The organism is Mesorhizobium sp. B2-7-2 (assembly GCF_006440775.1).
GTDB lineage: Bacteria > Pseudomonadota > Alphaproteobacteria > Rhizobiales > Rhizobiaceae > Mesorhizobium.
Genome location: NZ_VFTZ01000017.1, coordinates 22,248 through 41,102, shown reverse-complemented (window position 1 = coordinate 41,102; position 18,855 = coordinate 22,248). Strand labels below are relative to the sequence as shown.

The 18,855-nt window shown below is 64.1% G+C and carries 24 protein-coding genes and 1 pseudogene; 9 read left to right on the top strand and 16 right to left on the bottom strand.

The window, feature by feature from the left end:
* Nucleotides 1-179: 179 nt before the first annotated feature.
* From FJ425_RS21850 to FJ425_RS21840, 3 genes are all read left to right on the top strand, one after another.
* The gene (locus FJ425_RS21850; RefSeq protein WP_140631407.1) at nucleotides 180-1,376 is read left to right on the top strand and encodes a diaminopropionate ammonia-lyase; all 1,197 of its coding nucleotides are present in this window, start codon (nucleotides 180-182) and stop codon (nucleotides 1,374-1,376) included.
* A gap of 96 nt (nucleotides 1,377-1,472) precedes the next feature.
* Nucleotides 1,473-2,654, top strand: coding sequence for a M20 aminoacylase family protein (locus tag FJ425_RS21845; protein WP_140631401.1), 1,182 nt, complete (start codon nucleotides 1,473-1,475; stop codon nucleotides 2,652-2,654).
* Between the two features lie 248 nt (nucleotides 2,655-2,902).
* Nucleotides 2,903-4,999, top strand: coding sequence for an EAL domain-containing protein (locus FJ425_RS21840; RefSeq protein ID WP_140631397.1), 2,097 nt, complete (start codon nucleotides 2,903-2,905; stop codon nucleotides 4,997-4,999).
* 22 nt (nucleotides 5,000-5,021) lie between these two features.
* Here the strand turns inward: FJ425_RS21840 and FJ425_RS21835 are convergent, their stop codons facing one another.
* Entirely contained in the window at nucleotides 5,022-5,324 is a 303-nt protein-coding gene (locus tag FJ425_RS21835; protein ID WP_140631392.1) for an AzlD family protein, read from the bottom strand.
* A complete protein-coding gene (locus FJ425_RS21830) occupies nucleotides 5,321-6,064 on the bottom strand; it encodes an AzlC family ABC transporter permease (protein WP_140631388.1) in 744 nt (247 codons plus the stop codon). The genes FJ425_RS21835 and FJ425_RS21830 overlap by 4 nt, the downstream gene beginning before the upstream one ends.
* A 171-nt stretch (nucleotides 6,065-6,235) precedes the next feature.
* Here FJ425_RS21830 and FJ425_RS21825 point away from each other — a divergent pair, with 171 nt between their 5' ends.
* Complete coding sequence (locus FJ425_RS21825) at nucleotides 6,236-6,694, top strand: Lrp/AsnC family transcriptional regulator (protein ID WP_040981044.1); 459 nt, start codon at nucleotides 6,236-6,238, stop codon at nucleotides 6,692-6,694.
* A 245-nt stretch (nucleotides 6,695-6,939) separates the two neighbouring features.
* On the opposite strand, the gene FJ425_RS21820 is transcribed toward FJ425_RS21825, so the two are convergent.
* From FJ425_RS21820 to FJ425_RS31630, 5 genes and pseudogenes are all read right to left on the bottom strand, one after another.
* Nucleotides 6,940-7,260: a plasmid stabilization protein gene (locus FJ425_RS21820; RefSeq protein WP_140631386.1), complete on the bottom strand. Its 321-nt coding sequence runs from the start codon at nucleotides 7,258-7,260 to the stop codon at nucleotides 6,940-6,942.
* A 35-nt stretch (nucleotides 7,261-7,295) separates the two neighbouring features.
* Nucleotides 7,296-7,493 (bottom strand): hypothetical protein, encoded by a 198-nt coding sequence (locus tag FJ425_RS21815; RefSeq protein WP_140631383.1) that lies wholly within the window; start codon nucleotides 7,491-7,493, stop codon nucleotides 7,296-7,298.
* Nucleotides 7,494-7,524: 31 nt separating this feature from the next.
* Nucleotides 7,525-7,743, bottom strand: a complete 219-nt coding sequence (locus FJ425_RS21810; RefSeq protein WP_140631380.1) for a hypothetical protein — start codon at nucleotides 7,741-7,743, stop codon at nucleotides 7,525-7,527.
* A gap of 27 nt (nucleotides 7,744-7,770) precedes the next feature.
* Nucleotides 7,771-7,968, bottom strand: a pseudogene (locus tag FJ425_RS32115) (hypothetical protein); the annotation flags it as partial.
* 459 nt (nucleotides 7,969-8,427) lie between these two features.
* Complete coding sequence (locus tag FJ425_RS31630) at nucleotides 8,428-8,529, bottom strand: KGG domain-containing protein (protein ID WP_140543078.1); 102 nt, start codon at nucleotides 8,527-8,529, stop codon at nucleotides 8,428-8,430.
* Nucleotides 8,530-8,967: 438 nt separating this feature from the next.
* Between FJ425_RS31630 and FJ425_RS21795 the strand changes: the two genes are divergently transcribed.
* Nucleotides 8,968-9,192 carry a hypothetical protein gene (locus FJ425_RS21795; protein ID WP_140725967.1) on the top strand — a complete coding sequence of 75 codons (225 nt, stop codon included), beginning with the start codon at nucleotides 8,968-8,970 and terminating at the stop codon, nucleotides 9,190-9,192.
* Nucleotides 9,193-9,242: 50 nt separating this feature from the next.
* Here the strand turns inward: FJ425_RS21795 and FJ425_RS21790 are convergent, their stop codons facing one another.
* Complete coding sequence (locus FJ425_RS21790) at nucleotides 9,243-10,136, bottom strand: alpha/beta hydrolase (RefSeq protein ID WP_140725964.1); 894 nt, start codon at nucleotides 10,134-10,136, stop codon at nucleotides 9,243-9,245.
* A gap of 39 nt (nucleotides 10,137-10,175) precedes the next feature.
* Nucleotides 10,176-10,406, bottom strand: a complete 231-nt coding sequence (locus FJ425_RS21785; protein ID WP_140543038.1) for a hypothetical protein — start codon at nucleotides 10,404-10,406, stop codon at nucleotides 10,176-10,178.
* Between the two features lie 163 nt (nucleotides 10,407-10,569).
* Between FJ425_RS21785 and FJ425_RS21780 the strand changes: the two genes are divergently transcribed.
* Entirely contained in the window at nucleotides 10,570-11,289 is a 720-nt protein-coding gene (locus FJ425_RS21780) for a Crp/Fnr family transcriptional regulator (RefSeq protein ID WP_140631364.1), read from the top strand.
* A gap of 102 nt (nucleotides 11,290-11,391) precedes the next feature.
* On the opposite strand, the gene FJ425_RS21775 is transcribed toward FJ425_RS21780, so the two are convergent.
* Nucleotides 11,392-11,691, bottom strand: a complete 300-nt coding sequence (locus FJ425_RS21775) for a DUF982 domain-containing protein (RefSeq protein WP_140725961.1) — start codon at nucleotides 11,689-11,691, stop codon at nucleotides 11,392-11,394.
* 545 nt (nucleotides 11,692-12,236) lie between these two features.
* Between FJ425_RS21775 and FJ425_RS21770 the strand changes: the two genes are divergently transcribed.
* Nucleotides 12,237-13,256 (top strand): SDR family oxidoreductase, encoded by a 1,020-nt coding sequence (locus FJ425_RS21770; RefSeq protein WP_140725958.1) that lies wholly within the window; start codon nucleotides 12,237-12,239, stop codon nucleotides 13,254-13,256.
* 19 nt (nucleotides 13,257-13,275) lie between these two features.
* Nucleotides 13,276-13,581, top strand: coding sequence for a hypothetical protein (locus FJ425_RS21765; RefSeq protein ID WP_140725955.1), 306 nt, complete (start codon nucleotides 13,276-13,278; stop codon nucleotides 13,579-13,581).
* Between the two features lie 23 nt (nucleotides 13,582-13,604).
* Here FJ425_RS21765 and FJ425_RS21760 read toward each other — a convergent pair whose 3' ends face one another.
* Complete coding sequence (locus FJ425_RS21760) at nucleotides 13,605-13,790, bottom strand: hypothetical protein (protein WP_140725953.1); 186 nt, start codon at nucleotides 13,788-13,790, stop codon at nucleotides 13,605-13,607.
* A 198-nt stretch (nucleotides 13,791-13,988) separates the two neighbouring features.
* Between FJ425_RS21760 and FJ425_RS21755 the strand changes: the two genes are divergently transcribed.
* A complete protein-coding gene (locus FJ425_RS21755) occupies nucleotides 13,989-15,047 on the top strand; it encodes a YihY/virulence factor BrkB family protein (protein ID WP_140725950.1) in 1,059 nt (352 codons plus the stop codon).
* Between the two features lie 26 nt (nucleotides 15,048-15,073).
* Here the strand turns inward: FJ425_RS21755 and FJ425_RS21750 are convergent, their stop codons facing one another.
* From FJ425_RS21750 to FJ425_RS21730, 5 genes are all read right to left on the bottom strand, one after another.
* Complete coding sequence (locus tag FJ425_RS21750; protein ID WP_140725947.1) at nucleotides 15,074-15,286, bottom strand: hypothetical protein; 213 nt, start codon at nucleotides 15,284-15,286, stop codon at nucleotides 15,074-15,076.
* Nucleotides 15,287-15,665: 379 nt separating this feature from the next.
* Nucleotides 15,666-15,953, bottom strand: coding sequence for a DUF982 domain-containing protein (locus FJ425_RS21745; protein WP_140543077.1), 288 nt, complete (start codon nucleotides 15,951-15,953; stop codon nucleotides 15,666-15,668).
* Between the two features lie 26 nt (nucleotides 15,954-15,979).
* On the bottom strand, nucleotides 15,980-16,282 hold the full coding sequence (locus FJ425_RS21740; RefSeq protein WP_140543030.1) for a DUF982 domain-containing protein: 303 nt from the start codon (nucleotides 16,280-16,282) through the stop codon (nucleotides 15,980-15,982).
* A 286-nt stretch (nucleotides 16,283-16,568) separates the two neighbouring features.
* Entirely contained in the window at nucleotides 16,569-17,081 is a 513-nt protein-coding gene (locus tag FJ425_RS21735) for a ferritin-like domain-containing protein (RefSeq protein ID WP_140543029.1), read from the bottom strand.
* Nucleotides 17,082-17,283: 202 nt separating this feature from the next.
* Nucleotides 17,284-18,594 carry an Nramp family divalent metal transporter gene (locus FJ425_RS21730; RefSeq protein ID WP_140725945.1) on the bottom strand — a complete coding sequence of 437 codons (1,311 nt, stop codon included), beginning with the start codon at nucleotides 18,592-18,594 and terminating at the stop codon, nucleotides 17,284-17,286.
* Nucleotides 18,595-18,855: the final 261 nt, after the last annotated feature.

Here is an 18,855-nt window from a genome sequence, read left to right as displayed (position 1 = left end):
GCCGCTGGGGATGAAATACCACCAAAAATAGTCATGTTGGCTCTATCTGGTCGTCCAGAAGCGAACATCCGGCGACATCCAATCGAAACAAACTTCAATCACTTAGCCAATTAAAACATCCAAAATCGCGCCCGAATCGCGCCCGCCGACAGAGCTCAGTGCCTCGCAGGAAGACTAGCATGCTGCTTCTCAACCAACGTCCAGAACACAACCAGCCGTTGGTTGCCGCCGATGCCGAGTCGCTCGGCATCGCGGGGGGCGAGCGGGCCGAGCGTTACCTCAAGGCGCGCGACGATCATGCCGAAACGCCGCTGCACGCCTTGCCGGCGCTGGCCGATCACCTCGGCGTCGCGGCACTTCATGTCAAGGATGAAGGCCAGCGTCTCGGCCTTGGCAGCTTCAAGGCGCTGGGCGGCGCCTATGCCGTCATGCGGCTGGTGCTGGAAGAGGCCGGCAAGCGCCTCGGTCGCGATGTCGATGTCTCGGAGATCAACGAGCCGAGAGTGCGCGGGATCGCGTCGAGCATGATCTTTGTCTGCGCCACCGACGGCAACCATGGCCGATCCGTGGCGCAGGGCGCCGGGCTTGTCGGTGCGCGTTCGGTGATCTTCGTCCATGCCGGCGTCAGCGCCGAGCGCGTCGCGGCCATCGCCCGCCTCGGCGCCGAGATCGTGCGGGTCGAGGGCGGCTATGACCATACGGTGCGCGAGGTCGCCCGCGTCGGTGCCGAGCGCGGCTGGAAGATCGTCTCCAACACGTCCTGGCTCGGCTATGAGCGCGTCCCCGGACTGGTCATGCAGGGCTACACTGTGATCGTGCGCGAGACGCTGCGGCGCCTGGCCGAGCCACCGACGCATATTTTCCTGCAGGCCGGCGTCGGCGGCTTCGCGGCGGCAATTGCCTGCCATATGGCGGTCATACTTGGCTCCAGGCGGCCGAAAGCGGTGGTGGTCGAGCCGCGGCGCTCGGCGTGCCTCTACGCTTCGGCTGAGGCCGGACGTCCGGTGACGATCGCCCAGCAGCAGCCGACCGTGATGACGATGCTCGAATGCGCCGAGCCGTCCTTGGTCGCCTGGCGCGTGCTGGCGCGCGTCGGCGATGCCTTCATGACAGTGGAAGAAGAGGACGCGGTCGCCGTGATGAAGCGGCTGGCGCGGCCCTTGGACAACGATCCGGCGATCGTCTCCGGCGAGAGCGGCGGCGTCGGGCTTGCCGGACTGGTCCGCGCTGCGGGCGACGGGCAGATGCGCGCGGCGTTAGGCCTCGATGCCGGCTCCCGCGTGCTCGTCGTCAACTCGGAGGGCGCCACCGACCACGGCCGCTTTGCCGAGCTGGTCGGGATGGCGCCGGCAGAGGTGTTCCTGCAGACTGCCTGAGAGCAATTCCGGGAAAAGCGCGCAGCGGTTGACTCGGCGACTTCGACGTAGCCTTCCGTCCAGAATTGCGTCAAGAAAAGAGACTTGAGGGCAACGATGGCTGAGCTCGACCAGCAGGCACTGCACAGCGAGATGACGGCGTGGCGACGCGATCTCCACGCCCATCCCGAATTCGGCTTCGAGGAACAGCGCACCGCCGCTTTTATCGCCGCGAAATTGCGGGAGTTCGGCCTGGAGGTCGCCGAAGGCGTCGGCGGCACCGGCGTCGTCGGCACGCTGACCCGAGGCAGCGGCAACCGTGCCATCGCGTTGCGCGCCGACATGGATGCGCTGCACATCGCGGAGCAGGGCAGGCAAGCCTGGCGCTCGCAAATGCCGGGCACCATGCATGCCTGCGGCCATGACGGCCATACCTCGATGCTGCTCGGCGCGGCGAAATTGCTTGCCGGTGAGGGCGGCTTCGACGGCACGGTGCGCTTCATCTTCCAGCCGGCCGAGGAATGGGGCAGGGGCGCGCTGGCTATGCTGGGCGACGGCCTGCTCGAGCGCTTCCCCTTCGAGGAGGTCTTTGGGCTGCACAACATGCCCGGTCTGCCCATCGGTCATTTCGAGACCCGGAGCGGTTCGGTCATGTCGGCCGAGGACAATTTCGAGATCGTGCTCAAGGGCCTGGGCGGCCACGCGGCGCGGCCGCATGCCGGCCAGGAGACCCTGGTCGCCGCCTGCGCGCTGGTCGTCAACCTCCAGACCATCGTCTCGCGGCGCCTGAGCCCCGCCGATATCGGCGTCGTCTCGGTGACCGAGCTCATTGCCGACGGCACCCGCAATGCGCTGCCCGGCACGGCGCGCATCCTCGGCGACTGCCGCAGTTTCCGGCCCGAGGTGAGCGCCGCGATCGAAAAGGAGATGCGCCGCATCGCCGACGGCACGGCCCAGGCCTATAACGTTGCGGCTGAAGTCGCTTACACCCGCGAGTTCGTGCCGTTGATCAACGATGCGGCATTGGTCGACGAGGCGCTTGCGGCGGCCCGGTCCGTGCTGGCCGACGACGCTGTTCGCGTCGCGGCCGACGATGCCGTTCGCATCGCGGCTGAGCCCATGACCGCCTCGGAGGATTTCGCCCGCTTCCTCGACCATGTGCCTGGCTGCTTCGTCTTCATGGGCAATGGCGATACGGCACCGCTGCACAACCCGTCCTATGATTTCGACGACATGGCCCTGCTGCACGGCGCACGGTTCCATGCGGCGGTGGTGAGGCGAAGGTTGGCGGTGGGCTAGGCGATTGGCGGCGGCGGTCGAGCGCAGACGGGGGTGCTGTCCCGCCGGCGTTTCAATTTTTGCAGTCACAGCCAAGCCGGTTAGCGACCAGCTCCACCCCAACAAAATCAACGTCGCGATCCTTCACGCCCCCTCTGGCCTGCCGGCCATCCCCCCCTCCTGGGAGGAGGTTAACTGAACCACTCCCGGTAACCCTTTTTTCTCTGCTTCCATGCAATATTGCCGGGACGGGATGGCAAGAACAAAGAATGGCGGACGACGATAAACGCAACGGTAAGTTCTGGGCGCTGGCGCTTGATCGCGCTCATCTCGGTCTATGGGACTGGAATTTGTCGACCGGCGATTGCTACTATTCGCCGACCTGGTCGAAGATGTTGGGCTACGAGGCGAACGAGCTCGCCAACACGCCCGATCTCTGGCTGAAGCTGACCCATCCCGACGATCGCCAGCGCGCGCAGGAAAGCGGCGACCGGCATATTGCGGGCCTCGTCGATTCCATCGAGACGGAGCTGCGCTTGCGCCACAAGGACGGCCACTGGGTCTGGGTGCTCGACCGCGGCGGCATTGTCGAGCAGGACGCCAGCGGCAAGCCGCTCAGGATGATGGGCGTGCAGACCGACATCACCCGGCAGAAAGAGGCCGAGGCGGCGCTCGAGCAGGTCAATATCCGCTTCCGCCTCGCGATTGCCGCCAGCGGCACCGGCATCTGGCATCACGATATCGGTACGAAGAAGAGCTATTGGGACGCGCGCACGCGCGAGATCTTCGGCCTGGTTGCCGATACCGATGAGGTGACGGCCGACCTCTGGCACACCTACCTTCATCCCGACGACAAGGAAGCTACCGAGCGAGCGCATCTGATCGCCCCCGGCTCGAACAGCGTCGTCGCCTCGCAATACCGGATAGTCCTGCGTGACGGCCAGGTCCGCCATCTCGAGTCGCTGGTGCGTTTCATTGCCGGCGTCGGCTCGGCCGGCCAGATTTTGGGCACGGTGCGCGACATCACCGAGGAGAAGACGCGCGCCGAGGAGCTTGCATTCGCCGCGCGTCACGACGCGCTGACCGGGTTGCTCAACCGTTCGGCCTTCGACCGGCTGCTTGCCGAGAACATCGCCATGGCCGGGCGGCTGCCGCTTGCCGTGTTCTATGTCGACCTCGACTACTTCAAGGCGCTCAACGACTATGCCGGCCATGCCGCCGGAGACCTCGCGCTGAAGAGCGTCGCGGCGGGCATCCTCGCCAGCCTGCCCGCGTCGGGGCAGGCGGCGCGCCTCGGCGGCGACGAATTCGCGCTGTTGGTGCCGAACTGCAATGACGCCTGCGCCGAGCGCCTTGCCCGCGCGGTGCTTGCCGCGGTGCACGACGCCGATCCCGGCTCTGCCGCCACCTCGCGCAGGCTTGCCGCCAGCATCGGCATCGCCTTCGTGCGCGACCCCACCATGAGCGTGGCCGACGCGCTCGCCTGCGCCGACGATGCCTGCTACGCCGCCAAGGCCGGCGGCCGTGGCCGCTTCGCGGTGTTCTCGCCGGAAACGGCGTCGGGCGCCGGCGGCCTCAACGCCGCGCGGCTTGCCGCAGACCTGGTCGATGCGATGGAGGATGGCCGGCTGAAGCTGTTCGGCCAGGAGATCCACCGGCTCGGGCAGTCATGGGAGGACAGCCGCCACGTCGAGGTGCTGGCCAGGCTCGAGGGCCGCAGCGGCAACATGATCCCGCCCTGCGGTTTCATGCCGGTCGCCGAACGCTTCGGCCTTGCCGCCCGGCTCGACCGCTGGATCATCCGCGCCGCGCTGACGCGCCACGGCGAGGCGATGCGCGCGGGCGCCATCTCGCTCGACTTCAACCTGTCGGCGCAGACGCTTTCCGATCCGCAGCTCTGGGAGTTCGTCGACGAGGCGATCGCCGACAGCGGCGCGCCGGCATCGGCGATCGGCTTCGAGATCACAGAAACCGCCGCCGTCACCAATTTCGATGCCGCGGCCGAGTTCGTGCGCAAGGCCAGGCAACGCCGCTGCCGCGTCAGCCTCGACGATTTCGGCGCCGGCATGAGCTCGTTCGAATATCTCAGGCGCTTTCCCGTCGATGCCATCAAGATCGACGGCTCCTTCGTCGAGCACATCGCCGAAAGCCGGTTCGACCGCGAGATCGTTTCGGCGATCACCGGCATCGCCCGCTCGATGGGCGCTGCCGTGGTGGCAGAGAAGATCGAGGAAAAGAACGCGCTGGAAATCCTCATGGGCATGGGCGTTGCCTATGGCCAGGGCTATTTCCTGCACCGGCCCGAGCCGCTGGAAGCGATCGTGGCAAGGGCGACGGGCGGCGCGTGGGGGATGCGGGCCGGCTAAGCTATCTCCTCCTCGGGGGAGATCAGCCACCCATCAGCCACCTCAGCACGCCCGCCGAAGCCACCCCGATCACCACTGTCGGCAGCATCGACAGCCGTGTCGCGGCAATCACCGTGATTACAAGCGCCGCCAGATCGGCCGGATTCTTCGAGACGAAATCCGGCGCGATCACCGAGATCAGCACGCAGCCGGGCGCGGCTTCCATCACCGCCGTGGCGCGTGGGCCGAGCGCGCGGTTCCTCAGCACCACATAGCCGCCGATGCGGGTGAGATACGTCACGCCGGCCATCGCCAGGATGGCGAGCACGGTCATCGGATCGATCATCTCTCACCTGCCGGGAACCACGCGGCCACCAGGCCGGACAGCGCACCGGCCGCCACATACCAGGCGCCGGGCATGACGAGAGAGGTGAGCGCCGCCACCACCAGGCTGACCAGCCAGGGCCGCGCCGCGGCAAAGCCCGTCCACATGCCCCGAAGCAACACCAGGAACACAGCCGGGAAAGCCAAGGCAAAACCGTATGTCTCGACGTCGCCGAGCACCGGACCGAGTGCCGCGCCGCAGGTCGTGAACGCCACCCAGGCGAGGTAGAAGGGCAGGGCGGCGCCCAAATAAAAGGCCGGGCTGAAGGCCGGCCGCATGCCGGCGTCGGCGCGCCGCCGCGCATCCGCAAGGCCTACGGCCCAGCTCTCGTCGCACATCAGGAACAGCGCCGGAAAAACCTGCCGCTTCGGCAGATGGTTGATGAACGGCGCAAGTGCGGCGCCCATCAGGAAATGCCGGCTGTTGACCAGAAAGGTGATGGCGGCGATCAACAGGATATGCGGCGGCGAAGTCCAGAGCTGGATCGCGGCGAACTCGGAGCCACCGGCGAAATTGAGGCCGGTCATCAGCGGCACCTCGGCCACGCTCAGGCCCTTCTGCGCGGCCTGCGCGCCGAGCACCAGCGCGTAAGGGATGATGCCGAGCAGCACCGGCGTCGAAGCGGCGAGCCCGCGCCGGAACTCGCCGCCGCGTCCATCGGTGCTTTGACCCTCGGCGAGGGCGATCTCGGAAACGCTCATGGCTTTGCTTTCGGCTGGCCTCGCGGCCGCCGTTCTCCCGCTCGGTTGTGGGTTGCTATCGGTGGGGCACTATAGCCGAATTGCCTCGCAATCGGGTTGCGAAGATGCCCCGTTTCTGCCAAAATTTAGCATTGAATGGCGAATTAGAGCAAAAGATTGGACTCTGGCACTATGAAGCTGGATGAGATCGACAGGCGCATCCTGCGCGCCTTGCAGCGCGACGGGCGCATGGCCAATAACGATCTGGCCAAGGAAGTCGGCCTCTCGCCGTCGCCTTGCCTGCGGCGCGTCAAGTTGCTGGAGGAGGCCGGCGTCATCGACCGCTACGTCGCGGTTCTCAACCCGGCCAAGATCGGCCGCGGCCAGACCTTCTTCACCCGCATCTGGCTGAAGCAGCAGGACGAGGACACGATCGAGCATTTCGCCGCCGAGGTGGCGAAATTCCCCGAAGTGATGGAGTGCTATCTGATGCTGGGCGACTGCGACGCGATGGTGCGGATCGTGGCGGCCGGCATCGACGACTACCGCCGCTTCCAGTCGGAGCATCTGAGCCGCATCAAGGGCGTGCAGAACGTCAAGACGGATGTGCCAAGCCAGACGATCAAGCAGACCTCGGAGATGCCGCTGTAGGGGGCATTCTCCTTCTCCCCTTGTGGGGTGAGAAGCGGTCCGCGTGAGCGGATGGAAAGCCAATTGCTTGGCTTTTCGAGCTTCGAACGCCCTGAGCCTGCGAAGGGCCGGGCGGTGGCCGCGAAACGGCCGGATGAGGGGTGTTCCAGGGAAAGCCGGCGTCTCGCTCCGCTGGAACACCCCTCATCCGTCTCGGCGCTGCGCGCCGATCCACCTTCTCCCACAAGGGGAGAAGGGGAAGTTCCTCAATGATGGGCGTGGTGCTCAGCGTTGCGCTTGCGCGTGGCCGCTGCCTTCTTCGCGGAAGCGGAGCGCGCGGCCGCGGATCGCTCGCCCGACGCCTTGCCACCCGTCCTGCCGCCCTTGTGCGCGGCCGGATTGCCGGTGTGCTTGCCGCGGCCGGAGCCGCCTTCCTTCTTGCCCCCGGCGTCGTCCTTGTTGACGGTCGCCCAGGCGCGCCGCTCGGCTTCCTTTTCGGACACGCCGCGCTTCTCGTAGCCTTCGGCGATATGGTCGGCCTTGCGTTCCTGCTTGTCGGTGTATTTCGATTTATCGCCACGTGGCATTTGCTTGCTCCTTGTTGCGCTGAGTGAAATCGCCCTCAGGAACCTTTCTTCTTGGCGACGTCGCCGAGATCGGACCGTTCCGGATCCTCGTTGTTCTCGCCGGCCGCGTCGCGGTTCGTGTCGGGATCGTCCTTAGGCTTCAGATAGCCCGGCGGGCGGTTGCCCTTCGGACCCTCCCAGCGCGGCCACTGCTCGGTTGTTCCGGGCCGTCCCGGATGTGGTTCCTTGCTCATGGTCTGCCTCGCTTTCGATCTGTGGGGAGGGTCAGCCCTCCGCCTTCATGGTCCGTGCGATCTCGAGCAGCTTGTCGCGGTCGTGCCCGTGCTCGCGGATCAACTCCCGCGCCTGCTTCGGCGAAAGATCGGTGTGCTCCGCCAGGAAGCGCACATCGGGATCGTCGCCGCCTTTGGTCGGCAGATTGCCGGTCGCCGGCGCATCGGCGGCGCCCGGCCGGTTCGGTATATTGTCGTTCGCCTGGGTCATCGCAGGCCTCCTTCGATTTCCGCCGTATCAGTTCGCTGTTTGCCTGCGCCGTGCTTGCTTCTTGCGGCGCAGCACCTCGTCGGTGCCGACGATGTCCTTCGAGCCGCCGGTGATCGCGGTCGAGACCACGGCCGGCGGATCGCTTGCCGGAAAGGAATCCTCAAGGCCGGACTGCAACTGCTCCTCCAGCGTATCCGGGTCCTCCGAACGCCCTTCGGCGCGGCGTCCGTCGATCTCTTCCAAATCTTGCTTGGCGTCGGGATGCTCGCGCACATTGCGCAGCGTCGACACGACGAGTTCGACGGCGAATTCCTTCATCTCCTCGCCGTGCGGCGCGGCGACGTCGGTCTCCTCGACCAGCCGCACCAGCGATTGTTCGAGCTTGTCCAGTTCGCGCATGCCTTGGTAGTGCGCCAGTTTCTGCGCCAGCGAATGGATCAGCAACGGACCGAAGGTCGAATACGCCTGTACCCGGGTCTCATCGACGCGTTCGGGATGAAGTGTACGCAAGGACATCGGTGCCTCCATGTAACGTCCTGCGGCGACGGCTTCGCTTGAGGCGGCCGGCCCTTAAGGGAACTGGAGGACGGGAAAGAGGTTCCATCCCGGCTGGAAGTCGCGGGACATCTGGAAGTCGCGGGACACCAAAATGGCGCCCGCGTTTTGCGAACGCCATTTTGAAACTCAGTGCTGACCGCCCTTGCGACCAGCCTCGGAGGCGCGCCGGCGGTCTTCGGCGAAGTTGCCGCTGCCACCTCGATGCTGGCCGGCGCTCCGCTGGCCCATGTCGCGGTCCTCGGCCTGCTGCTGCCCGCTGCCGCGATGCTGGCCTTCGCGGTTCTTGTGACTCTGCTGGCCGGCCTTGACGTGCTGTTCGTGGGTTCCGCCTTGATTGGCCATGTCGAATTCTCCGTTGGTTCGGATTTTTCTTGAGGGTGAATTCAAGGATGCGTCCAACATCCCTGAGTAAGGGGAACAGGCGCCCGCAACCGATGTTCCGATCGAAACATTTTGTGACTCGTCAGACTGAAGTCCGATCCGGCCAGCGCATTGGGCTGGCCTGTGCAACCAAATCTCTTTTTGCGAATTGGTGAGCGGCCGACGAGAAAGCCCCCTCCATCGCCGGCTATCATGGTGCCCGCCGGTCAGCCCCGCGCAATTCCGGCGGGCACCGTTATCCATAAACAGAAGGCCGCGCAGCCGACTTCGGAGCGAGACGACGTTTTGACCTATATCTCTGCAAAGCCCGCTCGGCAGGATGCCGAAAGCCTGCCTGCCAACGACAACCAGCGTACCACCCTTGCCGATCTTTCGTTCCTCGACATCATCAACGACGAGAACGAGGTCGCCGACATTGCCAGGCGCGCCGAGCGTCTCGGCCATGCCGCGCTCATCGCAATGGCGATCGGCCTGGCGGCCCTGCCGTTGCTCTGGCTGATGCTGATGTGAGCCAGGCCGACCGGCCGCTTGGCCGGCCGGCGCCATCTGCCGGAGAGTCTCTATCTTCCGGAAAAGAAGGCGTCGAGCGTGGCCGCCGTTTCGATCGGCGATTCCTCCGGAAAGAAGTGGCCGCCGGTCATCGCCCCGCCGCTGGCATCGTCGGCCCAGTTCCGCCATATGCCCAGCGGTCCGTCTTCGTCCCGATACCATTCGGCCAGCGCGCCATGCTCGCTCCACAGCGCCAGCACGGGGCAGGATATACGCCGGCCGGCCTCGCGGTCCGCATGGTCGTGCAGCCGGTCGAGCGAAGCCGCCGCGCGATACTCTTCGCAGATGGCGTGGATATGCGCCGGATCGCGCAACGCATCGACATAAGCCTGCCGCACGCCGGGCGGGAACGCGTCGGCTGCGGATCCCCAGCCGGAAAGCGCATTGTCGACGATTGCTTCGGCCGTCGCCGCCAATATCGTCTCCGGCAGCGGCTCGGGCTGCGCCAGCAGCGACCACGGCCAAAAGCCTAGCGCCAGCCTGGCATCGGCCCGGTCCCAGACCTCGGCGGTCGGGACGATGTCGAGCACGGCGAGCTTCTCGACATGGTCCGGATAATCGAGCGCCAGCCGGTAGGCGACGCGCCCGCCGCGATCATGGCCGGCGACCAGGAAACGTCGGAAGCCGAGGTCCTCCATGAGCGCCGCCATGTCGGCGGCCATGGCGCGCTTGCCGTAGGGCGCATGGTCGGCGGCCGATGGCGGGCAGGAGCTTTGCCCATAACCGCGCAGATCGGCACAGACGACGCTGAAATCCCGCGCCAGGCTGGGCGCCACGTCGCGCCACATCGCATGCGTTTCGGGAAAGCCGTGCAGCAGGAGCAGGCCGGGCCCGCTGCCGCCATGGCGGGCGAAGATACGCGCCTCGCCGGTGTCTATTTCCAATGTTTCAAAATCGACGAACATGCTTGCCTCCGGCGGGATGCGATGCTGAGGGCAAAGGCCTCACTTCCAGGCCGAGTCCAGCGTCAGCGACGCCTCGAATATCTGCTCCTTCGCGGTGCGCAGCTTCACGGTGATCTTCAACTGTTCGGTCCCGGGCGCCTCGTCGCGGGCAATGTCGTGCAGGATGCGCAACGCCTCAAGACGGGCACGCTCGCGGTTGGCAAAAAGCTGCCCGTGCTCGTCAACCTGGCCATGCTCGGCATTATGGAGGTCGAAATAGTAGCGTTCCATCGATGAAGCACTCCGGGCGTTTGGCAAGTTCAATCCCTGGCCCCGATCATGGTTCCAAGCGGTTGATCCTCAGGAGAATCCGCGGCGCGCCGGCCCTTGCTGCGCGGCCGCCTGCAACCGGCCCGGCCCTGCGGCGTTAGCTGTTGCGCATGGAGAACCGCGGATGCTGGAATCGCTTTACCTCAACCTCGGCCAGCATGACGTCCTGTCAGAAGAAGAGAAGGCGCTGCTCGCCGGCGCCATGTCGCTCGAAAGATACCTCGCCGCCGGCGAGCATATCGTCACGGAAGGCACGCGGCCGATCTACAGCACGCTCATCATCGACGGGTTTGCCGCCCGCTACAAGGTGTTGGAGCACGGCGGCCGCCAGTTCACCTCGCTGCAGGTCGCGGGCGATTTCGTCGACCTTCATGCGTTTTTGCTGAAGACGATGGACCATGGCATCGTCGCGCTGTCTCCCTGCCATGTCGCCGCAGCGGAGCATAGCAAGCTCAAGACGATTACCGAGCAGGCGCCGCACCTTACCCGGCTGTTGTGGCTGAACACGCTGGTCGATGGCGCCATCCATCGCGAATGGATCGTGGCCATGGGACGCCGTTCCAAGACCTCTCATCTCGCGCATTTGATATGCGAGCTGTTCGTCAGGCTGCAGGTGGTGAAAAAGACGCGCGAGATGAGCTTCCATCTGCCGCTGTCGCAGGCCGAGCTCGCCGACGTGCTCGGCCTCTCCGTCGTCCATATGAACCGGGTCATCGGCACGCTGCGCCGCATGAACGTGGTCAACTGGACGAACCATATGATCACGATCCTCGACTGGGAGCGGCTGGTTGCGATCGCCGAATTCGATCCAACCTATCTCAGCATGACGCGCGAGCCGAGATAGGCATCTAAAGCATGTCTCCCGAAAGTGGGAACCGGTTTCGGGATAAAGACATGCGTAAAATCAAGACGCTAAAGCGCATGGAGCGAATCTGAAAGACGCGCTTTAGCTGCGCGGGGTCTTGGATCGCGACCACAGCTCATCCAGCATCGTAAGGGCGGCACTCGGCTGGGCAGGCCTCAGCAGGCCCTGCTGCGCGGCGACCTTCTTGAAGGCGGCAAAGGCGATGGCTGGACGGCAGGTGCCGGCGATCGCGTCGTCCACCAGCCGGACCGCTTTGAGATAGGCTGGCGCATCCTTGTTCTTCCATGCGCCTCCGAGCGCCTTCTTGGCCTCGGCGACGGTGGTGACCACCATCGTACCACCGCTGACGAAGCGTATGGTGAGGGGCAGGAAACGGCTCATATGTCTTTCACCATCCGAGCCATTCGCGCGTGCGCCAGGCAAGACCGGCAAAGGGCGCGGCCGTGATCATGGCGGCGGCGAGAATGAAAAGCGGGCTGTTCGTACGCATGGATTTCATGTTTCACCGTAAAAATTGCGGATGGCCATAAACGATGACTTCGGCAGTCGGTTGCATCCGGCCGGCTGGTCCGAGGCTGCAAATCCGAGGCTACATATTGCTCGCGGGCCGGGCCGGTGGCGCCGGGCGGTGCGGCGGACGTGGGCGCGGCCTGAGCGGCACCTCGGCCAGCGAAGCGCGGATCACCCTGACGGGGACTGGCGGCGCTGCCGCGCGCCGGCGCAGCATTGCGGCCGAGAGACTGCCGATGAGAGTTCGAACGTCCATGTGGACTCCTCCTAAAGAGTCCCCCAGTGACCAAGCGATAGCACCGCGGCCGGGCGGCCGCATTTAACTTTGATGTACGCGCAGGCATCTCGGCGAGGTGCGGCGATCCAAGGGCCAACCTTTTCCGTCGGCATGCGTTGTCCTCCGAAAGGAGACCACCATGCCGACCGGCAGCCGAACGAAAACCGACACGGCCAGAAAATCAGCGACCGCCAAGAAGACAGACACGGCGACGACGGCGAATAGGCAGCGCGGCGTGCAGCGCAAAGTCGATGCCACGGACCGCGGCAAGCCGAAGCCGGAAGCGCCGGGCGCCATGCAGGCCGGCGCGCGCAAATACCCCACGCCGCCTTTCCCCAGGCAGCATCATCCCAAGCCCGGCGAGGAATGGGCGATCGAGCCCGCGCCGCTTTATGATGCGCCCTTCTGGCAAGGGTCGGGCAAGCTCAAGGACAAGGTCGCGCTGATCACCGGCGGCGATTCCGGCATCGGCCGCGCTGTGGCCGTGCTGTTCGCACGCGAGGGTGCCGATGTCGCCATCGCCTATCTCAGCGAGGACCGCGATGCCGAGGCGACGAAGCATGCGATCGAGGCGGAGGGCAGGCGTTGCATCACCTTGCGCGGCGACGTCGCCGAACGCGCCTTCTGCCGCAAGGCGGTGGCGGAAACGCTCAAGGCTTTCGGCAAGCTCGACGTGCTGGTCAACAATGCCGCCTTTCAAATCCACTCGGCCGATTTCGCCGATCTGACCGAGGAGCATTTCGACACCACGCTGAAGACCAATCTCTACGGCTATTTCCATATGGCTCAGGAAGCCGTGCCGCACATGACGCCGGGTTCGGCCGTCATCAACACCGGTTCGGTCACCGGCATCGAGGGTTCGAAGGAACTGGTCGACTACTCGATGACCAAGGGCGGCATTCATGCCTTTACCCGCGCTCTCTCCGGCAACCTCATCTCGAAGGGCATCCGCGTCAATGCGGTGGCGCCGGGTCCGGTCTGGACGCCGCTCAACCCATCCGAAAAACAAGCGGAAGACGTTTCGCAGTTCGGCGCCAAGACGCCGATGAAGCGGCCCGCCCAGCCGGAAGAGATCGCGCCGGCCTATGTGTTCCTGGCCTCACCGCAATGCTCGAGCTACATCACCGGCGAAATCCTGCCGATCATCGGGGGTTACTGACACCCATGAGGAGGATCTCATGAAAAAAGCGCTTCTCATTGCAGCCGTCACCCTGGTCCAGGCTCTGCCGGCGGTGGCCCAGAATGCCGCCCAGCCGAACGACCAGCAGGCGCAGAACTGCCAGGCCAAGCCCGACGCCAACGACCAGCAGCAGAAACAAAAGCAGCAGGCCGACACGGATGAACTGTCGAAAAAACTCGGCAATTGCGGCGGCGTGCTGAAGCCGCCGCCGACCGGCGACAAGAACGCGACGCCACCGCCCCCGACAGGCAGCGACATGCCGGTGATCAAGCCGGGCGAAATTCCGCCGCAGACCGGCCAATGAGGCCCGTCTTCTACAACAAGGGTTCAATGCTTGCGCTTCTCGCCTTCGGCCGCCCTGACGGCCGGCAGGTTGTGGGCCTCGCGTATCATCTGCAATGCCTCCTCACGCGTGAGGCCGCATTTGCGGGCAAAATAAGCCGCTTCGAGGATCTCGGCGTCGGAAGTTGCCGAAACAGTGCAAGCCGACCGTCTGTGCTTCTTCTTGGCCATCGGTTCACCGCGCCATGAATCACTTAGTCAGCTAAATATAAATCCATTGTTTCCGATTGCAAATACGCGGCCGTTTTTAGCGATCCGGCGTCGGTGCACGCCCATTGGGAACCATTGTGCCGGCATGGGATTGTGATTTGCGAACCGCGTCAGCCGGACCTGGCGGCAAAGGGCAGGTCCAAAACAGATGAGGCGACGATGCCGGGCTGGGTTCGTGAAGGCTGGCTGCTCTTGCGGGAGAGTGTCGCTGGCTACATCGCCGACAATGCCCTGAGCCACGGAGCGGCAATCGCTTTCTATGCCACGACCTCGCTGGCGCCGATACTCCTCATTGTCGTGGCGATTGCCGGCTTCGTCATCGGCAATGACGCCGCACAACTGGCGCTCTCGGCCGAGATATCGGGCGTGATGGGGCCGCAAAGTGCCGACCTCCTGAAGGCAACGATCGAGAGCGCGGCGCAGCGCTGGTCAAGCACGCTTGCCACGCTCATCGGACTGGTCACGCTTTTCGTCACCGCCTCGGGCGTCTTCGGCGAAATGCAGCAGTCGCTCAACGAGATATGGAAGGTGAAGCCCGACGGCGTGTCGCTGTCGCGCCTGGTGCGGGCGAGGGCGGCGAGCCTCGGTCTCGTCGCGGCGCTTGGCTTCCTGCTGCTGGTATCACTCGCGGCAAGCACGGCGATCTCGGCGCTGAGCGAATTGATCAACCGACGCCTGCCGTTCGGTGGCGTGATCGTCAGCGGCGTCAACACGATCGTCTCTTTTGTGCTGATCGCGCTGCTCTTCGCCGCGATCTACAAGGTCCTGCCGGACCGCACGCTCAAATGGCGCGATGTCGGCATCGGCGCTGCGGTCACGGCGCTGCTCTTCACCATCGGCAAGTCGCTGATCGGCTGGTACATCGGCACCAGCGCTATAGCGACGTCTTACGGAGCGGCGGGCGCACTGATGGTGGTGCTGGTCTGGGTCTATTATTCGGCACAGATTTTTCTTTTCGGCGCCGAGATTACCCGGGCCTATTCGGTACGGCGCGGCAGCCGGCGCGACCTCGCGCCGGTCGTTGCGAATGCAACCGACCGGGCTGCGCCGCACTATATCGAAAAAGTAGCCAAACCCGGGACGACGATGCCGGCCGACGCTGGTGCAAGTGTCGGCGCGGCGGCGCCTCGGGCATCCGGCGGTGGGATCGTCCTATGGATTGTCCTCGGCAGCCTGATCACTCTGCTTGTCACGCGGGTCTTGCGCCGCTCAGGCTGACACGACCTCGTCGCCAGGCTCGGGGGCTACCGCCGTTCTTCCTGCCGTTTCTCGATTTCGTAGGACAGCCAGCGGCAGAACATGCCGATAACCGAGGTAGCGGCTCCGCCGAGCAGACAAGCAACCAGCAACGGACTTTTCGAGGCACTGTCCCAGCTGACGATCGCCAGCAGTGCCACGCTCACTGTGGAAATCAGATACCCTGTACCTTTGAGAAGATGAAGCGACGATCTGTTCATGTTGGCCCGCCTTCCAATGAACAGACAATCAGGATCGAGGTTCCATTTAGCCGATGTTCCTCCACGACGGTGCGGCATGAGGCACTTGCTGGAAACCAGGAAGGCAGGCTGGGCGGCCGCAACATGCCACTCACTTGGGACTGAAGTCGCACGCAGCGCCGCTTTGGTCCAAGCAGTGAAACCTTAGCCCGCCGTTGGTGGTTGGGGGACGGTTTGACGGATATTTGAGTCCCTTCATCGTCAACTGTTTGAACGCCCACCATTCCCGCGACTGGTGGGCGTTCATTCGAGGCTACGATCCAGTGCCAAGGGGCGGACCGGATGACACGCCGCACGCGGTGAGGCGCCCCGACAGCGGTCGCGGGGCGCGCCCCGATCGTCATCGGTGATCTGACGGCCGAGCTTTTTCTATCGCGGGGGGGATTGGTCCGTCCTCGACAAGGATATCCTTCTTGCGCGCGAATGCGGCGAAAACGCCTCGCGCGGTTTCCGCGTCGACGTCGCCGACCAAAGCCGCCTTGCAGGCACGGATAGCCGCTTTCTGCTCCGGGCTATTGCCGCACCAGTCGGTCGCGAACTGATAGGCATCGACGACGGTGTTCAGTTGCCGGGGAAAGCCCAGTCCTACCCAAACGCGAAGGGGTTTCTCGAAAGGTTTGGAAAGCATCGCGAACTCCCATAGCCGCGAAACTTTCAAGCAGTCAGTCCGCCGCCGCGGCCGCCTTTGCCGGTCATCCATGGCAAGGGGATACTCACGTCCTCGAGAATTTTGACCGACCTTGCGAAACCGCTAAAGGCATCTCTGGCGGCAGTCAGCGGATAGCCGCTGTCGAATGCCCGCTGGCAGGCACGAAGGGCCGTTTCAAAGATGGCTCCGCGCCTGTTCTTGGGCCACGCGTAGAGAAATTCCAGGGCATCTTCCAGGCACGCGATTTCCTGGATGAGGCTGTCTCCGCTCTTCACGAAAACAGGGCTGTCGAACATGCGATCGTTCATAACGTCCTCCAATCGAACGAACAATTGAGTTCAGGCAACGGCTTGGTGCCGACAGCGGCCCAAGCTCAGCGGCGATATGGGTTTGTAGATCTTGACCGTCAAGAGGCCCGGGATCGCTGCAAGAACCGGCGCGCCAATTCTGCCATCCACGACGAATTATCGGTCCAACAAACAGCTAAGATCGTTGGCAGCGCCGGCAGCGGCCGCCGCCGTTCGATTGGACCTGCAATGTGGCAGCGAGCCCTGGCAAGCTGCCGGGGCCCGGCGGCCGTCAGCGGATCGTCCGCTATGCGGCTTCAGCCGCGACGTTGACTGCGGATTCGGCAAGCTGGGTGAGCGCGGCGTCCGTTTCCTTTTCTTCGTTCAGCGTCTTGTCGAGCAAGGTCACGGCCTCCGTCAGGCCGAGTTCCTGCGCCCAAGTCCTGAGCGTGCCGTAGCGAGAGATCTCGTAATGCTCGACGGCTTGCGCGGCAGCCAGCAGGCCGGCGTCGAGCGAGGGCGAGCCCTTGTACTCGTCCATGATCTCTGCACCTTCCTCGGTGATGCCCATGATGGCGGCACAAGTCTTGCCCGCCGGTTTCTTATCGATCACCTCGAACACTTCCTCGAGACGGGCGACATGTTCCTCCGTCTGGTCGCGATGCTTCTCGAAGGCCATTTTCAGCGCATCGTCCTGCGCCGCCTTTGCCATCTTGGGCAGCGTCGTCAGGATTTTCTTCTCGGCGAAATAGATATCCTTCAGCGTGTCATGGAAAAGTTCGTTGAGGCCCTTGTTCGAGGCCGCCTTCGTCGTCGCCATTCTGAATCTCCTGGTGGGGGTTGGATCATCACCAACACGGCCTGATCAAACTTGTTCCAGAAAGAAATACATGCGGCGACACAGCTAAAAGCATCAATTGTTATTGACGGCGACGAAGCACCGCCGCGGCCAGGCAATTGGCCGGACCGACGCATGAATCGCCGCCTGTCGCATCTGAAAGACCGCTTTCCCTGCCCGGGATTCACACAAACCACTGCGCGATGAGGCCCACCGACGAGACTGCCATTGTCATTGTCGTCAGCCATCCCAGCGCGCGCAGCCAACCCTGAACCGGGAATTCACCCATGATGTCCTTGCTGCCGGCCATCCGCATCATGACGACCAGCACGGGAACGGCGCATATGCCGTTGATGACGGCGCTCCAGTAAAGCGCCTTGATCGGGTCGATCGGGGTAAACATGATCCCGGTGCCAAGCGCGGTCGCGGCGGCGAGTGTGACGTAAAACGCCAACGCTTCCTTCGGCTTGCGCTGCAGCCCCACCGTCCAGTGCAGGGCTTCGCCGACGGCGAAAGCCGCTGACCCCGCCAGCACCGGCACAGCCAAAAGCCCGGTGCCGATGATTCCCATCGAGAAAATGATGAAGGCGAATTTTCCGGCGGCCGGCTCCAGAGCCTTGGCCGCGTCGGTGGACGAGGCAATGTCGGTCACCCCCGCCTTGTGAAGCGTGGCGGCCGTGGTGAAGATGATCGCGATGCCTATCAAATTCGAAAACGCCATTCCGACCAGCGTATCGGCGCGTATCCGCCGGAATGCCCTGGAAGCTTGCCACGGCGCCCATCGCAGCGGCTTGGCGCTTGGCTTGAGTTCCTCCTCCTCGACCTCCTGCGAGGCCTGCCAGAAGAACAGATAGGGCGAAATCGTCGTGCCGAGGATCGCGAGCAGCGTGGTGAAGAAAGCGCCACTCCATTCAATGTGCGGAACAAACAGACCTTTGGCCGCATCGGCCCAGGCTACATTCGCGGCGAACATGGCAATGACGTAGGCGAAGAGGCTCAAGGTCGTCCATTTGAGCACTTTCACGTAGCGGGTGTAGTCGAGAAAGACGATCGCGCAGATACAGACGATCGCGAATGCGATGACATAGAGCGGGCTCGGCCCGCCGATGAGCAGCTCCAACGCGTCCGCCATGGCGCTGAGGTCGGCGCCGATATTGATGACGTTGGCGACGGAAAGCAGCACTACCACGACGTAGAGCAGCGAGCCGGGATAGTGTCTGCTGAGGTTGCCGGAAATCCCCTTGCCCGTGGTGCGGCCGATGCGGGCGGCGATCTCCTGGATGGCCGCCATCAGCGGGAAGGTGAACAGCATGGTCCAGCCGATATCGAAGCCGAACTGCGCACCCGCCTGGCTGTAAGTTCCGATGCCGGAGGGATCGTCGTCGGATGCGCCGGTGATAAAACCGGGGCCGATTGTACGCAGGAACCGCTGCAAAGGTCCCTTCGCCGACCTGTTGCTTTGTTCTCTCTCGATGTGCGAACCGACTTCGGCCATCGTTGCTTCTTCCATGCCCGGCCGAGCGCTAGCGCAATGGCAGCCGAGGCCAGGGATAATCGGAGCGACTTGCACGACAGGCTCGGACAGGTGTTTTGCGTAGATAAGCAAGAGCTAACGAAGATGGTGAGTAACTGGCGGCGATGAGGTCGGTTCCGCCGTCATCGTCACCTTCGCATCAGAGGGCGGATCCGGTCGGGTGCCGAAAAGGGTCCTGCATAAATATATCGGGGGTTGTCTTGCCGGGAGTCAGTTTAAACG

Coding starts and splice junctions, on each gene's coding strand:
- FJ425_RS21760 (WP_140725953.1), bottom strand. CDS start 13,790: ATGGCCAAGAAGAAGCACAGACGGTCGGCTTGCACTGTTTCGGCAACT.
- FJ425_RS21845 (WP_140631401.1), top strand. CDS start 1,473: ATGGCTGAGCTCGACCAGCAGGCACTGCACAGCGAGATGACGGCGTGG.
- FJ425_RS21765 (WP_140725955.1), top strand. CDS start 13,276: ATGAAAAAAGCGCTTCTCATTGCAGCCGTCACCCTGGTCCAGGCTCTG.
- FJ425_RS21825 (WP_040981044.1), top strand. CDS start 6,236: ATGAAGCTGGATGAGATCGACAGGCGCATCCTGCGCGCCTTGCAGCGC.
- FJ425_RS21730 (WP_140725945.1), bottom strand. CDS start 18,594: ATGGCCGAAGTCGGTTCGCACATCGAGAGAGAACAAAGCAACAGGTCG.
- FJ425_RS21770 (WP_140725958.1), top strand. CDS start 12,237: ATGCCGACCGGCAGCCGAACGAAAACCGACACGGCCAGAAAATCAGCG.
- FJ425_RS21820 (WP_140631386.1), bottom strand. CDS start 7,260: ATGCCACGTGGCGATAAATCGAAATACACCGACAAGCAGGAACGCAAG.
- FJ425_RS21830 (WP_140631388.1), bottom strand. CDS start 6,064: ATGAGCGTTTCCGAGATCGCCCTCGCCGAGGGTCAAAGCACCGATGGA.
- FJ425_RS21850 (WP_140631407.1), top strand. CDS start 180: ATGCTGCTTCTCAACCAACGTCCAGAACACAACCAGCCGTTGGTTGCC.
- FJ425_RS21835 (WP_140631392.1), bottom strand. CDS start 5,324: ATGATCGATCCGATGACCGTGCTCGCCATCCTGGCGATGGCCGGCGTG.
- FJ425_RS21745 (WP_140543077.1), bottom strand. CDS start 15,953: ATGCTTTCCAAACCTTTCGAGAAACCCCTTCGCGTTTGGGTAGGACTG.
- FJ425_RS21780 (WP_140631364.1), top strand. CDS start 10,570: ATGCTGGAATCGCTTTACCTCAACCTCGGCCAGCATGACGTCCTGTCA.
- FJ425_RS21840 (WP_140631397.1), top strand. CDS start 2,903: ATGGCGGACGACGATAAACGCAACGGTAAGTTCTGGGCGCTGGCGCTT.
- FJ425_RS21815 (WP_140631383.1), bottom strand. CDS start 7,493: ATGAGCAAGGAACCACATCCGGGACGGCCCGGAACAACCGAGCAGTGG.
- FJ425_RS21775 (WP_140725961.1), bottom strand. CDS start 11,691: ATGAGCCGTTTCCTGCCCCTCACCATACGCTTCGTCAGCGGTGGTACG.
- FJ425_RS21750 (WP_140725947.1), bottom strand. CDS start 15,286: ATGAACAGATCGTCGCTTCATCTTCTCAAAGGTACAGGGTATCTGATT.
- FJ425_RS21740 (WP_140543030.1), bottom strand. CDS start 16,282: ATGAACGATCGCATGTTCGACAGCCCTGTTTTCGTGAAGAGCGGAGAC.
- FJ425_RS21785 (WP_140543038.1), bottom strand. CDS start 10,406: ATGGAACGCTACTATTTCGACCTCCATAATGCCGAGCATGGCCAGGTT.
- FJ425_RS21790 (WP_140725964.1), bottom strand. CDS start 10,136: ATGTTCGTCGATTTTGAAACATTGGAAATAGACACCGGCGAGGCGCGT.
- FJ425_RS31630 (WP_140543078.1), bottom strand. CDS start 8,529: ATGGGCCAGCGGAGCGCCGGCCAGCATCGAGGTGGCAGCGGCAACTTC.
- FJ425_RS21735 (WP_140543029.1), bottom strand. CDS start 17,081: ATGGCGACGACGAAGGCGGCCTCGAACAAGGGCCTCAACGAACTTTTC.
- FJ425_RS21810 (WP_140631380.1), bottom strand. CDS start 7,743: ATGACCCAGGCGAACGACAATATACCGAACCGGCCGGGCGCCGCCGAT.
- FJ425_RS21755 (WP_140725950.1), top strand. CDS start 13,989: ATGCCGGGCTGGGTTCGTGAAGGCTGGCTGCTCTTGCGGGAGAGTGTC.